Origin of the sequence: Paenibacillus sp. FSL H3-0329 (assembly GCF_037963285.1) — a bacterium.
GTDB classification, from domain to species: domain Bacteria; phylum Bacillota; class Bacilli; order Paenibacillales; family Paenibacillaceae; genus Paenibacillus_AQ; species Paenibacillus_AQ odorifer.
The window spans coordinates 1,377,837-1,391,459 of record NZ_CP150150.1 but is presented as its reverse complement, the minus strand read 5'-3'; the positions used below and the strand labels follow the sequence as shown (position 1 = coordinate 1,391,459).

Genomic DNA, 13,623 nt, shown 5'->3' with positions numbered 1-13,623 from the left:
TCATCTACACCTTTCCTATCTTTAAGCAAAGCAGAATCACGGCAATTAAAAGGGCAGCTCCCCCTACCAGATAATCTATTTGCTGAAATTGCAGTCTTTTAAAAGAAGTCCTTCCTTTACCATTCCCATAAGCACGCGCATCAATTGCATAGCTCAGCTGTTCAGCACGTTGAATCGTTGTGAAGAGCAGAGGAATAATGATCGGAATGTACGCATATATCCGTTTAGGCAGTGATAATACTGTGAGATCATAACCTCTAGCCTTTTGTGCGAGAAGGATACGATCAAGCTCCTCCTTGATGGTAGGAATAAAACGGATCGCAATCACTATCATTAAAGAGAACTGCTCTACGGGTACCCCCAATTTGGACAGAGGGGCAAGCAGCTTCTCCAGACCATAAGCTAAGTCTAGCGGTTTAGTAGTTAATGTCAGAATTGAGGCCAACAAGATGAGCAATATAATCCGCCATACAAAACGTAATCCTATCCGCAATCCCTCTTCAGTCACCTCGATAAAAAACCATGACCAGAGAATCGTCCCCTTGGTGAACACGGCATTGTAAACAAAAGTAAATAATAAAATAAATAATACCGGCCGTAGCCCTCGCCAAAAAAAATGCACAGGAACTTTAGACAGTAATAACATTCCCAATACAAAAAAGGTTGCAACAACATAACTAAGCCCCGTACCAAGCATCATAAAGCTAAGCATGAGCATCACGATACTTACAAGCTTTGTACGAGGATCTAAACGATGAAAAATCGAATGTGTCTCCACATATTGACCGACTAATACGGAATCAGCCATGCCCTTGCCCCCTCGAATGCCAAATCGGCAAAATCGCTTCGAAGATATCCTGCTCTTTACAGCTGGCAACTTCAATCTTCTGACCAGATAATTCCTCCACTAGCTTCAAGAGCTGTACGGGTTCAGGCAAGGATAGTCCAAGTTCCAGCAGTAATTCTTCCTTTTCCAGAAACAATGTTCTGGTATCATGATGCCCTTTTAACTGACCTTCATGAAAAACCATGACCTCATCTGAGAATTCGGCAACATCACCCATCTGATGCGAAACGAAGAGGATGGTGCGATTGTCTTGTTGCTGCCATTCCTTTAGTAGCCTCAGCAAAGACACTTGGCTAGCTGGATCGAGACCCGCTGTCGGTTCATCCAATATCAGCAGCTTCGGATTTGTCATCAGTACAGAGGCAATAGCTACACGGCGCTTTTCACCACCACTTAGCTGGAATGGATTTAAGGGGAGAATCCCCTCTGGCAAACCCACTTGCGGCAAGATCATTTCAATCGCCTCTGTAATTTGCTGACGTGAAGCACCCTGCTGATTCAGAGCAAAAGCAAGCTCCTTATGCACCGTTGTTTCGAATAGCTGATGCTCCGGATATTGAAAAACGAAACCCAACTCGGGGACAACCTTTAAGCGTCCTTTAGCATCTCTGCTGGCAGGCTGCTGGTTAATCCAATAGTCTCCTTTTACGGTGGGAATCAAGCCCTTCAGCACTTTGACAAAGGTAGACTTTCCTGCGCCTGTTGGACCGATAATCGAAATCCATTTGCCTTCAGGAATAGTGCAGTTTATATTGCGCAAAGCCACATGATCGGCATAGTTCACACTTAGATTTTTTAATTGGTAGACCATTGTGATCGAATTATCCCCTTCCAATCGGCTGTTAGCGGTGCTGCTGAATGGAGCAATGTATGTACACGCACTGCGAAGGGCAGTTGTAATTGATAGTCCGCAACAGGCATGGATTCAAAAAAAGTCAGTGGATCGCCGTCAAACTCAAGTCGTCCTTGGTGCAGGAGCAATACGCGTTCTGCTGCAAGCACTTCCTCCATATGGTGGGTGATATGAATTAGGGTCAGGCCTTGACGATGCAGCTCTTGCATGATAGAAAGAACCTGCTGTCTTCCCTGGGGATCAAGCATTGAGGTAGCCTCGTCAAAAATAATGACTTGCGGGCGCATCGCCAATATAGCTGCGATAGCGACACGTTGCTTTTGACCTCCAGATAGCTGATGTGGCATAGCCTCCAGATAATCCTCCATATGAACGGCCTGTAAGGCATGATCCAATCGGCTGCGCATTTCCTCCCTCGGCACACGGATATTCTCCAAACCAAAAAGCACCTCATCCATAACGGTTGTGGTGATAAATTGATCCTCTGGATTCTGAAAAACAAAACCGATTTGCTGATGAATCTCCGCAAGATCTGTTGGTTTTGCTGTGTCCAAGCTCTTAAATTGTACAGTCCCTTTTCGCGGCAGCAGCAGTCCGTCCATGAGCTTTGCAATAGTGGATTTGCCAGAACCATTCGCCCCGACTATCGCCACAAACTCCCCTGCGTCTATCGTAAAGCTAATATCCTCCAGGAGAGGTTGTCCCTTTTTATAATAAAAACAAACTTGATCGAAGGTAAGCATTTATTCAGTCCCCTTTTGACGGTGCCAAGCAGCAAAAAATGCCTCAATGCTATTCTCGGAAAATGCAGGTGCAGGCTTCTCCCATTTTGTCACTTTTGATCCATTCACAGCAAAGATTTCACCGGTTAAATCCGCGTCGGACTCATTCAATAATGCAGTCACGAAGGAAGCAATAGCCTCCGGGTCACCTATTCTCCAAAAGTCAGGCAAAGGTTCATTACGACTGAAATATTTTTCCTTCAAATGGTCAATTATAGGTCTGGTCATATCCGTTAATGCCGCTGGAGAAATCGCATTGACCCTAATCTGGTCACGTTTCAGCTCTGCTGCGAGCGTCCACATCATGCCCAGTATTCCAGCCTTGGCTGCACTGTAATTCACCTGACCCACGGAACCTGCTAGTCCAGCAGCAGAGGTCATCAACAGGATATCCCCACCTGTTTCACGCATATGTGGTAATACTCGTTGAATGCAATAATAAGTGCCATTTAAATGCACATCCAGAACATTCTTCCACTGTTCATCCGTCATACGTTGACATTTCTGATCCTGCACAATTCCCGCGTTAGCTATCAACACCTCGATACGACCGTATCGGGCAATGACCTCACCTACCATGGCAGTGACTGCGGCGGAATCGGCTACATTAGCAGCGTACCCTAGTGCCTCTCCGCCTGCCTGGCGGATCTCGCGAACAACCTCATCAATTAAGACTTGTTTCGTACCATTTACAACCACTATATAACCTGACTTGCCAAGTTGCATGGCGATACTACGTCCGATCCCTCTTGTTGCTCCAGTAATTAAGGCTACTCTAGTCATCACTACACCTCTTTCACTGCAAAAGCTCCCGCAGCAATAACATCGCCAGCTTCTGTTGTAAGGATCACTTTCACAAAGCAATCGTCCGCTGCAAAATCAAAAATCACGACACTATCGACCTCTATTGGCTTATGAAATTTCATATCATATTGAGTGATCCACTGTGTAGGGTGCTCAGCAATATACAAAGATTGGGCTAATCCCATAAGATACATCCCATGTGCGATGGGTCGCTCCAAACCAGCCTTGGCTGCGGCCTCTGCATCTAGATGTATAGGCGCCAAATCTTGGGAAGCAGTTGCATATTGCCGGATAGCCTCAGCTGTTATGCACTTTTTTATCATGATCATCACCTACCCGAATTAACACCGTTTCTGCGGTGACTATTAGCTTACCCTCACACCTACAAACCAGCGTATGTGTGTAAAAAGTCAGTTTACCCTGTCTGCCTTCTTTTTGCACCTCGCCCGTTAACGCTAATTCACAATCCAAAATCATCCCCGCCGTAATCGGAGCCTGATATGAAAATTTCTGAGTGCCGTGAAGCAAGGGTTCACCAATGATTAACCAAGGAATATCGAAGTCTTGCCAGAAAATAATAGGCATCGTCGCAGGAGCGATCAGCTTTCCATTTATCGTCTGCACGGGTGCTTCAATACTCTGTGCATAGTCCGAAATCCATTCAGCAGTCATATGGATCTGATGTCGGACACTGTTCATTCTATAACCTCCACGAGTGTTGCCAGACCTATCCCACCGCCGATTCCCAGAGTAGCAAGCCCTCGTTGGTAAGGGGCATGTTGCATTTCAGCACATAAGCGAGTCATTAACATAGCCCCGGAAGCTCCGTATGGATGGCCTATTGCTAATGCCCCCCCGCCAAGATTGACCTTTTCCTGTGGAATTTGAAGCTCGTTCAGTGATGCCAATACTTGTGAAGCAAAAGCTTCGTTAAACTCTACGATATCTAAATCGGCAACGGTAAGCTTTTGGCGTTTTAACACCTTTTGCACAGCTGGTACAGGCCCCATACCCAAATAGTTCGGATCTACACCCGCAGCTTGCGCATCCACGACCCGCAAAATAGGGGTAAGCTTAAGCTGCTGGCACTTCTCACGAGACATCATTAATAGAAGCGCTGCGCCATCATTAATAGGACAGGCATTTCCAGCAGTGACGGTACCCTTTTCTTCAAAAATTGGCGGCAGCTTTTGCAGCTTGTCCAGACTCGTATTTGCCCGAGGACATTCGTCGGTGCTCACCCACTGCCCCTCTACCTGAAGAGGTACTATCTCCTGCTGAAACCGGTCACTTTGCTGAGCATGAACCGCCTTTTGATGGCTTTTTAAGGCATATTGATCCTGCTCTTCTCGAGAAATCCCGTATTTCCTAGCTACATTCTCTGCAGCAATTCCCATATCCGGATCGCCGTAAGAGCTAGGCGTAAAATGTGCACGGGTATACAGCTGTGGAACCCCCATTAACGTCTGTGGTTTAGCCATTTTCCATGGAGCACGGCTCGTACTTTCGACACCACCTGCTAAATAAATCTCACCAGCGCCGCTTTGAATCAGTCTTGCTGCTATATTAATTGCCTCTAGCCCAGATCCGCACTGACGATCCACGGTGACACCCGGAACCGAAACAGGCAGCCCCGCTTCAAGCGCAGCTACCCGGGCAATATTACCTCCTGGGCCCACAACATTCCCAATAATGACATCATCAATCAGTTCTTTAGGCAAGTTCGTTTCGGCTACAATATGCTGAATAAGCGGCGCCAGTAATGCCTCCGGCTCAAGTGTACTTAATAAGCCACCCATTCTGCCAACCGGTGTACGTTTTGCCATGACAATTACTGCTTCTATCATATCATCGCTCTTTTCACATAGTCTTTCATCGCTTGCCGGGCAATTTTCCCGCTACTTGTATAGATAAATTCATCCACGGTTAGCAGCTGCTTCGGCGCTTTGTAGCTCGCTAAATACTGGCGGCAATAATTCTTAATTTCTTCGACAGATAAATGCTGTTCTCCGCTCCACTTCACGAGGGCTATCAGCTGTTCTCCCCAGTAATCGTCAGGCACGCCAAGCACCATCACTTCATCTATTTCCGGAAGAAACTCCAGCACCCTCTCTATTTCTTCCGGATAAACGTTCAGCCCTCCGGATATGATTTTATTCTTCAAACGTCCCGCCATATATAAATAACCAGCTTCATCCTGATAAACATAGTCTTCTAAAACAAGCCATCCCTCTCTAAAAGCTGCTGCTGTCTCATTCGGCAATTGATGGTAGCCTAAAAATATCATATCACTACGCACATATAGCTGCCCAATCTCCCCAGGAGGGACTTCCCGGAACTGGTCATCACGAATGGAAATTTGCACCCCGGGATAAGGTTTGCCTACAGAGGTCGGATTATGCTCGGTCAGAACATTCAAATAACTAATATAGCTCGCTTCTGAAGAACCGTAGGATTCATAAAGCCGCGCTCCACCAAACACTTCCATGCCCCTTTTCTTGGACAACTCCGACCACTTTGCACCTGAGCTAATCATCGCATCAATCTGTATCTGCCCAGGTACAGCCTGCTGCATCATGGATTCGATCATTGTTGGTACGACGAACAGCACCACGCCCGGAATTTGCTGACACAACTCTAACACCTGCGTGGCACTAAATTTTTGTGTGATATGAAAGGTTGCTCCACCATATAGACTCTGCATTACGGCGAATAAGGATAGGGAATGCACAAATGGACCTGGTGCCAAAACATCCTTCATAGCGTCCAATTCAAAAGCAATATTCGAAACCTCAAAGCTTTTTAACCATGATAAATGGGTACGCATATAACCTTTGGGCAATCCGGTTGTGCCTGACGTAAAGCCAATAAATAATAATTCATTCGTCTCATCCAACTCAGCCTCCGGCTTCAGGGCAGCCAACCACTGATCATAGGAACCTGTTCGTTCATTTGAGAAGGTCAATGTTTGGATTACTTGATCCTTGAAAACCAGATTCTTTGCGGCTTCCGGCTCGGCAAAAATCATTGTCGGCTGGCACTGCTCTATAATAACCTGCAGTTCATTAGCACTCCATTTGGGATCTAAGGGAATGGGAACACAGCCCGCATAAATCGCCCCCAAAAAAACCTCAACAAATTCAATACGATTCGTAGATAAAATCGCGATTTTGTCATGCCTCAGACCCTTTTGCTGTAAGCCATTCGCGATTCTCCGCATCGTTTTTACTAATGTGGCATAGGTATGACTTGCTTGGTCATGGGTTAAGGCAATGCTGTCGGGCTGCTGTGCTGCATGACGCAGTATAGGAACTACTAGATTCATCCTGATCACACCTGTTCGTAATTTCTGTGACTACCGATTATATACATTCTCTTCAATCGGACTGCCCCGCAAGTCCAGCCCAAACTAAAGGATATGTGATAAGCGCCATCGCAGGCGCTCCTGTTAAACTAACCCGCTAGAATTGCTACGATAGCTTATTTTAGCTTTATATTATTTTTATGTACACATCTTTCATGTAACGATTAAGTCCATCTTACAACGAAAAAACAGCCAGCACGCATCGATTATGATCGGTACGCGCTGGCTGTATTGTTGTTTAGTCCTTCTTTTGAACGGATGATGGTGAACCCTCTTCAGCAAAAGTAAAGGTTCGGGCGATATATAAGATAGGTGTGCTTACTGCGGTTAGTAAGAACTTCGCTAGATAAGTCGTAAGCAAAATTTCAAGCCATACATTCCAGTCATACAAGCCCGCAAACGCAATGGTACAGAAAATAAGTGTATCCACAAAGGAGCTAATCATCGTACTACCGTTGGAACGAATCCACAGCTGACTTGAGGTGCTGTAATATTTACGAATCCAAGAGTACAACCGAACATCTAGGAACTGACTAATGAAGTAAGCAGTAAGACTACCCAAAGCTAGTCGAGGCATCAGCCCAAAAATCGTCTCCAAAGAAGACTGAGCGATATCGGTCTCCTGCGGCTTAAATACTAATACCATCTGCATAATGACAGTAGTCATAAGCAAGGTGAAGAAACCAAACCAGACCGCTTTACGTGCTTCCGCTCTTCCGTACTTCTCATTAAGTAAATCGCTGGTCATATATAAAGTGACATACATCGTATTTCCGAGTGTCATCACAATATCAAATGGCATAGCAATCGTCTTAGCTACCTGAATGTTAGCAATTACAGTAGCAATACCTACCCAGGCATACATTCCACTTTTCCCGAACAAGCGGTAACAGAGTAGAAAAAAAGCAAAATTGACAATAACAAATAAAACTCCCCACAGCAAATTAAACATATTACTGAAATTCCTCCTAGTTTTGTTTACGCGGGATGGTTACGAACCGCGGCTTACAATATTAAATTTTCGGAACAAAACATTAATACTCTATCACAATAGCGCTTAACAATCCATAAAAATAATATTCTTATATGAAATTGGTAGTTCCATTTCTTTTTTTTCGCCAATTATCTAAAATAGTCAGCAATAATTCATTTTTTTCAGAAAAAAATGCTCTATAGGACAAAACTTTCACTATTCATCCAGAGGTTAATTCTATAGAATAGTATCAAACACCTTATTCCCGATCCATTTAGTAGAAATATGACATAACTATGGAATATATCTCGGGTCGCCAATTTCCAGCAGTTGGCATGGAGTATCTAGTGAAGACCAAAAAGAAATGACCTCACCGTCCATAAAAAAAGGAGAGAACGATATGTTTCGTATCAAGCATTCGATCAGTCGCAAATTTACGCGTTTATTATTTGTTGTTCTGTTGCTCACGTCTCTTTTGTTAAGCACCAGCTTCTATTTTATCTCTATCAGTATCTTCAACAGCTATGTTATGCCGCAGATTAACAAAATCCTTACTGCCGCTGCTCAGGACGTATATAAGAATCTCAACGTAATGCACGCCCAGCAAACCCTAAATAAGAACGATCAGTCTGCCACCAATCTCGAGTTCTATTTTCAGGAAAAGAGGAAACAACATGGAGTGGAAACCATTTTTCTGGTCAATCTGAAGGGAAAAGAAGCTGAGATTCTATCCGCAGATCACGATGCAAAATTGCAACGGGCAGAAAGTGTCACCGTATCCTCTGCAATGCAACAAGCCTCTAAAGGAAAAACTGGACTAAGCGATACATATAGCGACGCACATGGTATACATAAAACAGCTTATATCGGTATTCCCGGAAGTACGATGGTTATCGGTGTAAGCAGTGACGTAAGCTTCATTCAAGAAAAAACAGACAGTATTCTATGGACAAGTGCCGGAATCACACTTCTGACGTTGATCATCGGCCTAACTGGTGCATGGTTCATGAGTGTGCGTATAACACGTCCAATCTCAAAACTGGCAGCTTATAGTGCCCGGCTCGCAGAGGGAGATTTCACCGAAGAATTATCAGTTAAAGGAAATGACGAAGTTGCACAGTTGTCCGTAAGCTTCCAAGCGATGACCCAACGCCTGAAAGAAATGATTGGACATGTACTGGTAACCTCTAATACTGTCGTTGCGGATTCCAACTCTTTAAAAGAACGTGTTGAGGTTCTCAATGATATGGCGGAACACTCCAGCTCATCGGTAGTAGAAATCGGCAAAGGTAGTACGACTATCGCTAGCAGTGCATCAGATAACTCGAGAGCAATGGAAGAAATCAATTTAGGCATTCAAAGTATTGCCTCAGCAGCGAATGAAGTCACGGAGCAAATCAGTGAGGCTTCCACTGAAGCAAGTGGCGGTAATGAAATTGCTCAAAGCGCTGTGCTGCAAATGCGCCAGGTTGAACGTGCTTCCCTACAGTCGCTGGATCAGTTACAAATCATGAATGAGCGTTCAGTAATGATCGGAGAAGTCGTTCACAGTATTACTGAAATTACGAAACAGATCCAAATGCTGTCGCTAAATGCTTCAATTGAAGCTGCACGCGCAGGAGAGCATGGACGCGGCTTTGCTGTTGTTGCGGGAGAAGTACGCAAGCTGTCTGAACAATCCCGTAACGCAAACGAACAGATCCGTGACTTCCTACTTGGGCTTCAAGAAGATATGAGTCGCTCCGTTACCGAGATGAACCACGTGAATTCTGAGGTTGCCTCTGGAGTCGGCAAAGTAGCAGAAGCAGGTGATGCCTTTAATCACCTCCTGATTCTTATCCAAAGCATCAATCACAGCATCCAATCCGTATCTGCGGCTACACAGCAAATCTCAGCAAGTACAGAAGAAGTCAGTGCTTCCGTCGAAGAAACTGCACAAATTACATCAAGATCGCAAGAAAGTGCGGACACACTCGCTGCTAACTCAGAGCGGCAGCGCGTCGAACTGGAAGGTCATGCAGAAACTGTTAAACATCTGTATGAGCAAGCCAAGAAACTCCAAGAAGCTGTGCAGCAATTTAAGATTTAACGCTTGTAAATTAAAACCCCCGTTCACACGAAAGTGTTGAACGGGGGTTTTTAGTTTGCGATGGCTCGCTTAGACTTGGGGGCATACGCTAGGCTTGCGCGAAGCTCTCGCTTAGAATCGGTGCGTCATGTGCTGCTGGCTTGCGCGATACTCTCGTTTAGACTCGGCACGCCATTTGCTGCTGGCTTGCGGACTCAGATGCCGCTATTACTCGAAAAGCTGCCATTTGGAGACTTTTTCGGACTCGAGAGACGCTATGGCCTCATAATCAACCCAGACTCAGCCTATTTTGTTCAAATAGCGCCTCTGGTGTCCGAAAAAGCTCCAAAATAACCCTTTTTTCGCAAATAAGGTCCCCTGAGTCCGGAGCCAAGTTACTCACAGCGAATTACTTAAAGTTCATCCGTGGTGCTACCTACTGCAAATTACTCTAAGTTCCTCCGTGGATGCTACCTACTGCAAATTACTCTAAGTTCCTCCGTGGATGCTACCTACTGCAAGTTACTCAAAGTTCCTCCGTGGATGCTACCTACAGCAATAGAATCAGCTACATGCACTAGCTTGCGCGAAGCTCTCACTTAGACCTCAGCACGCTATTTGCTGCTGGCTTGCGGACTCAGATGCCGCTATTACTCGAAAAACTGCCATTTGAAGGCTTTTTCGGACTCGAGAGACGCTATGGCCTCATAATCAACCCAGACTCAGCCTATTTCGCTCAAATAGCGCCTCTGATGTCCGAAAACGCTCCAAAATAACCCTTTTTTCGCAAATAAGGTCCCCTGAGTCCGAAGCCAAGTTACTCACTCAGTAAAAACTAGGTTACTCAGCTTTCATTCAGCTTTTATGGCTAAGCAAACATCACTCAACTTAGTGTCGCGGTGCCCAGAGGATGACCGATACACCGATCACACAAATACCTGCTCCGACCCAGTCATATACGTCTGGTGTCTTCTTGTCTACAAGCCATCCCCATAAGACCGCGAGCACGATAAACACCCCGCCGTAAGCCGCATACACTCTGCCGAAGGAAGGGAATTTCTGCAACGTAGGGATAATCCCATACGCTATCAGAATCAAGGACCCCACTAAGCCGTACCAAAGTGGCCTTGATTCTCTCAACCATAACCACACTAAATATCCGCCACCGATCTCAGCAAGGCCAGCAATTATAAATAGCAGAATGGCAAATAACATGTCATCCCTCTTCCCTGTCAATCTCCTAAAAACGCAAAGGTTACTCATAACAAATTGTACTCAAGGTTCATCCGTGGGGCTACCTACAGCAAACTACTCAAGGTTCACCCGTAGAGCTACCTACAGCAAACTACTCAAGGTTCACCCGTGGAGCTGCTTACAGTAAATTACTCAAGGTTCATCCGTAGACAGCAAACTACTCAAGGCTCACCCGTAGTGCTACCTTCAGCAAACTACTCAAGGTTCATCCGTAGAGCTACCTAAAGCAAACTACTCAAGGTTCATCCGTGGAGCTTACATTAAATTGTGCTGGAGCAGCAATAACACTAGCAGCAGCACAACCTCCAGCAGCTCGTTCAGCGCGCCGTACACGTCGCCGGTGAGCCCGCCGAGCCGGCTGCTGATCCGCCGCGCAGCTGCGGTGCCGCAGGCCAAGGCCGCGACCGGCAGCAGCAGAGCTGCCGCCAGATGCAGCGGCCACGCGGCTAAGCCAGCGCCGAGCGCCAGAGGCGCAGCGGCGGCGGCCAGCGAGAGCAGCGCGGCGACTGCCAGCGCGCGCCGCTCATGCGAGGAAGCTAGGCCGGCGAAGTTCGCGGCCAGCCCCTCGTCTCCACGGGCAATGGGATAACGCACCATTGCCCGCACCATATACCAGCGGCTCCAGACCGCTGGTACCAAGAGCAGCGGCAGCTCGTAGTAGGCGTAGCCTTCGATTAGAGCTGCCAGCAAAGAAGCTTTAAACAGCAGGAGCAGCACGCAGGCGAGTACGCCCATCGCACCCACACGGCTGTCCTTCATAATCTCCAGGGCACGCTCCCGTGGCCGATAGCTGAGCAGACCATCTGCGCTGTCCATCCAGCCATCAAGATGCAACCCGCCTGTGAGGCTTACCCACAGAATCAGAGTGATCACTGCTGCTGGCCAAGCAGGTAAAAGCAATCCCGTCAGGGCTGCTCCAGCAGCTACGCACAGCCCAATTGCTGCGCCTACAATGGGATAGAAGATCACACTGCGGCGCAGCAGTTCAGGAGAGAACCCCGGATCACCTTTTACAGGAAATCGGGATAAGAACTGAAAGGCAGCTACGGCCGCATCCCTACGCTCCCTCATAAACGATACTCCCTGCTCTTCAGCTCAATCGGAATCCCAACAGTTACTAGAAAGACCTGTTCGCATTGCCGAGCGATCAGCGCGTTCATTCGTCCCGCCAGATCACGATACAATCGGCCAAGCGCATACTCTGGAACAATCCCGTCGCCAACCTCATTAGTGACCAGAATAAGCGTCCCTTGGAAAGAACGCACACTGTCTTCAAGTCTTGTTATCTCACTCTCAACAAGCTCTTGCCTATTTTCAAAACCTTCCACGGCCAATAATGCATTGGATAACCATAAGGTTAAACAATCTACGAGCACCGCTTTTTCACCCGATAATCGCTTTAGCAGATCTGGTAAATCATACGGTTCCTCAAGCGTCTCCCAAGCGTAACCACTTTCCATTCGTTGATGCTGATGCAGAGCAATCCGTTCCTTCATTTCGTCGTCAAAAGCCTGTCCGGTTGCTACATAGAAGGCCTGATCTGCCAGTGAATGCATCAATTTTTCTGCAAAACCACTTTTACCGCTACGTGCGCCTCCCGTTACAAGAATGCTCATCGTTGACCAGCTCCAGAGATGCCTGCACTTTCAAAGGTTGCCATTTCGCTCAAAATGCGGCAGATCGCCTCGATTAAATGAAGGCATAATACTCCCCCTGTTCCCTCACCCAATCGCAGACCGAGATTAAGCAGCGGTTCAAGTCCAAGCTGCTCTAGCATTAGCTTATGACCCCGTTCTCCTGATACATGAGAGGCTATCATATAAGCGATGGATTCAGGTGCAAGGGCTTTTGCCACAAGCGCTGCCGCCCCCGAAATAAAACCATCCAAAATGATAGGTGTCCGATTAGCAGCCGCACCAAGAATCAGTCCCGCCAAGCCAGCGATTTCCAGTCCGCCAACTTTAGATAATACATCCAACGGATCTGCTGAATTCGGCTGATTTACCTTTAAGGCGCGTTCCACCACTGCAATTTTATGTAGTAAACGTTCATCATCAATTCCCGTTCCTCGTCCCACAGCTACTTCAGGGGCTATTCCTTTGAGAGCACATAGAATGGCAGCACTAGCCGTAGTATTCCCAATGCCCATTTCGCCTGTTATAAAAATCTCCGTTCCGTCTTTAATCGCTTCCTGCGCAACTCTTATCCCAACAAGAAGAGCATTCATGGCATCCTCACGACTCATCGCAGGTCCCACAGCCATGTTATCCGTTCCCCGGCGCACTTTACGATCAATCAGATCAACATGACCGAGATCGCCGTTTATGCCGATATCAACAAACTGTACCTCTGCCCCAGCTTGACGTGCCAATACATTTACAGCCGCTCCACCGCTGAGAAAGTTATGGGCCATCTGCAGCGTGACTTCCTGTGGAAATGCGCTAACCCCTTCGCAGCATACCCCGTGGTCAGCAGCCATCACAACAACTGTTCGTTTGGTGAAACTAGGCTGCTCCGTACCCGAAATTCCAGCGAGCTTAACAGCTAGAGGTTCCAATTGTCCCAAACTGCCCGGAGGTTTGGTCAGAATGTTCAGCCGATGCTCCGCCTTGAGGATGGACTGATCATCAGCCGGAATGATTTGTTTAATTACGTCTTGAATATCTGAAAGCATATAA

The 13,623-nt window shown here is 46.7% G+C and carries 14 protein-coding genes and 1 riboswitch; of the genes, 1 reads left to right on the top strand and 13 read right to left on the bottom strand.

The genetic code is table 11. The annotated features are described in order from the left end of the window. Positions 1 to 4 precede the first annotated feature (4 nt). The 9 genes from NSQ66_RS06120 to NSQ66_RS06080 form a co-directional block, all read right to left on the bottom strand. Positions 5 to 808 carry an energy-coupling factor transporter transmembrane component T gene (locus NSQ66_RS06120; RefSeq protein ID WP_076142167.1) on the bottom strand — a complete coding sequence of 268 codons (804 nt, stop codon included), beginning with the start codon at positions 806 to 808 and terminating at the stop codon, positions 5 to 7. After that, entirely contained in the window at positions 801 to 1,658 is an 858-nt protein-coding gene (locus tag NSQ66_RS06115) for an ATP-binding cassette domain-containing protein (RefSeq protein ID WP_076142166.1), read from the bottom strand. Before NSQ66_RS06115 ends, NSQ66_RS06120 begins: the two co-directional genes overlap by 8 nt. Then, complete coding sequence (locus NSQ66_RS06110) at positions 1,643 to 2,443, bottom strand: energy-coupling factor transporter ATPase (RefSeq protein ID WP_076142165.1); 801 nt, start codon at positions 2,441 to 2,443, stop codon at positions 1,643 to 1,645. Before NSQ66_RS06110 ends, NSQ66_RS06115 begins: the two co-directional genes overlap by 16 nt. Beyond that, positions 2,444 to 3,265: an SDR family NAD(P)-dependent oxidoreductase gene (locus NSQ66_RS06105; RefSeq protein ID WP_076142164.1), complete on the bottom strand. Its 822-nt coding sequence runs from the start codon at positions 3,263 to 3,265 to the stop codon at positions 2,444 to 2,446. Between the two features lie 2 nt (positions 3,266 to 3,267). Next, complete coding sequence (locus NSQ66_RS06100) at positions 3,268 to 3,609, bottom strand: MaoC family dehydratase (RefSeq protein WP_076142163.1); 342 nt, start codon at positions 3,607 to 3,609, stop codon at positions 3,268 to 3,270. Then, complete coding sequence (locus tag NSQ66_RS06095) at positions 3,584 to 3,985, bottom strand: MaoC family dehydratase N-terminal domain-containing protein (protein WP_076128119.1); 402 nt, start codon at positions 3,983 to 3,985, stop codon at positions 3,584 to 3,586. The genes NSQ66_RS06100 and NSQ66_RS06095 overlap by 26 nt, the downstream gene beginning before the upstream one ends. Next, positions 3,982 to 5,133 (bottom strand): thiolase family protein, encoded by a 1,152-nt coding sequence (locus tag NSQ66_RS06090; protein WP_076142162.1) that lies wholly within the window; start codon positions 5,131 to 5,133, stop codon positions 3,982 to 3,984. The genes NSQ66_RS06095 and NSQ66_RS06090 overlap by 4 nt, the downstream gene beginning before the upstream one ends. After that, complete coding sequence (locus NSQ66_RS06085; protein ID WP_076142161.1) at positions 5,130 to 6,611, bottom strand: AMP-binding protein; 1,482 nt, start codon at positions 6,609 to 6,611, stop codon at positions 5,130 to 5,132. The genes NSQ66_RS06090 and NSQ66_RS06085 overlap by 4 nt, the downstream gene beginning before the upstream one ends. A gap of 277 nt (positions 6,612 to 6,888) precedes the next feature. Beyond that, a complete protein-coding gene (locus tag NSQ66_RS06080; protein ID WP_076128125.1) occupies positions 6,889 to 7,602 on the bottom strand; it encodes a queuosine precursor transporter in 714 nt (237 codons plus the stop codon). Positions 7,603 to 7,612: 10 nt separating this feature from the next. Further along, positions 7,613 to 7,658, bottom strand: a riboswitch (PreQ1 riboswitch). A gap of 365 nt (positions 7,659 to 8,023) precedes the next feature. Between NSQ66_RS06080 and NSQ66_RS06075 the strand changes: the two genes are divergently transcribed. Next, positions 8,024 to 9,712 carry a methyl-accepting chemotaxis protein gene (locus NSQ66_RS06075; protein ID WP_076128127.1) on the top strand — a complete coding sequence of 563 codons (1,689 nt, stop codon included), beginning with the start codon at positions 8,024 to 8,026 and terminating at the stop codon, positions 9,710 to 9,712. A gap of 867 nt (positions 9,713 to 10,579) precedes the next feature. Here NSQ66_RS06075 and NSQ66_RS06070 read toward each other — a convergent pair. From NSQ66_RS06070 to cobT, 4 genes are all read right to left on the bottom strand, one after another. Further along, positions 10,580 to 10,906, bottom strand: a complete 327-nt coding sequence (locus tag NSQ66_RS06070; protein WP_036681801.1) for a YnfA family protein — start codon at positions 10,904 to 10,906, stop codon at positions 10,580 to 10,582. Between the two features lie 294 nt (positions 10,907 to 11,200). Next, positions 11,201 to 12,016, bottom strand: coding sequence for an adenosylcobinamide-GDP ribazoletransferase (gene cobS, locus NSQ66_RS06065; protein ID WP_076099025.1), 816 nt, complete (start codon positions 12,014 to 12,016; stop codon positions 11,201 to 11,203). Continuing rightward, a complete protein-coding gene (gene cobU, locus NSQ66_RS06060) occupies positions 12,013 to 12,561 on the bottom strand; it encodes a bifunctional adenosylcobinamide kinase/adenosylcobinamide-phosphate guanylyltransferase (RefSeq protein WP_036681798.1) in 549 nt (182 codons plus the stop codon). Before cobU ends, cobS begins: the two co-directional genes overlap by 4 nt. After that, positions 12,558 to 13,619 carry a nicotinate-nucleotide--dimethylbenzimidazole phosphoribosyltransferase gene (gene cobT, locus NSQ66_RS06055; RefSeq protein ID WP_036681796.1) on the bottom strand — a complete coding sequence of 354 codons (1,062 nt, stop codon included), beginning with the start codon at positions 13,617 to 13,619 and terminating at the stop codon, positions 12,558 to 12,560. Before cobT ends, cobU begins: the two co-directional genes overlap by 4 nt. Positions 13,620 to 13,623 lie beyond the last annotated feature (4 nt).

Coding starts and splice junctions, on each gene's coding strand:
- NSQ66_RS06120 (WP_076142167.1), bottom strand. CDS start 808: ATGGCTGATTCCGTATTAGTCGGTCAATATGTGGAGACACATTCGATT.
- NSQ66_RS06115 (WP_076142166.1), bottom strand. CDS start 1,658: ATGGTCTACCAATTAAAAAATCTAAGTGTGAACTATGCCGATCATGTG.
- NSQ66_RS06110 (WP_076142165.1), bottom strand. CDS start 2,443: ATGCTTACCTTCGATCAAGTTTGTTTTTATTATAAAAAGGGACAACCT.
- NSQ66_RS06105 (WP_076142164.1), bottom strand. CDS start 3,265: ATGACTAGAGTAGCCTTAATTACTGGAGCAACAAGAGGGATCGGACGT.
- NSQ66_RS06100 (WP_076142163.1), bottom strand. CDS start 3,609: ATGATAAAAAAGTGCATAACAGCTGAGGCTATCCGGCAATATGCAACT.
- NSQ66_RS06095 (WP_076128119.1), bottom strand. CDS start 3,985: ATGAACAGTGTCCGACATCAGATCCATATGACTGCTGAATGGATTTCG.
- NSQ66_RS06090 (WP_076142162.1), bottom strand. CDS start 5,133: ATGATAGAAGCAGTAATTGTCATGGCAAAACGTACACCGGTTGGCAGA.
- NSQ66_RS06085 (WP_076142161.1), bottom strand. CDS start 6,611: ATGAATCTAGTAGTTCCTATACTGCGTCATGCAGCACAGCAGCCCGAC.
- NSQ66_RS06080 (WP_076128125.1), bottom strand. CDS start 7,602: ATGTTTAATTTGCTGTGGGGAGTTTTATTTGTTATTGTCAATTTTGCT.
- NSQ66_RS06075 (WP_076128127.1), top strand. CDS start 8,024: ATGTTTCGTATCAAGCATTCGATCAGTCGCAAATTTACGCGTTTATTA.
- NSQ66_RS06070 (WP_036681801.1), bottom strand. CDS start 10,906: ATGTTATTTGCCATTCTGCTATTTATAATTGCTGGCCTTGCTGAGATC.
- cobS (WP_076099025.1), bottom strand. CDS start 12,016: ATGAGGGAGCGTAGGGATGCGGCCGTAGCTGCCTTTCAGTTCTTATCC.
- cobU (WP_036681798.1), bottom strand. CDS start 12,561: ATGAGCATTCTTGTAACGGGAGGCGCACGTAGCGGTAAAAGTGGTTTT.
- cobT (WP_036681796.1), bottom strand. CDS start 13,619: ATGCTTTCAGATATTCAAGACGTAATTAAACAAATCATTCCGGCTGAT.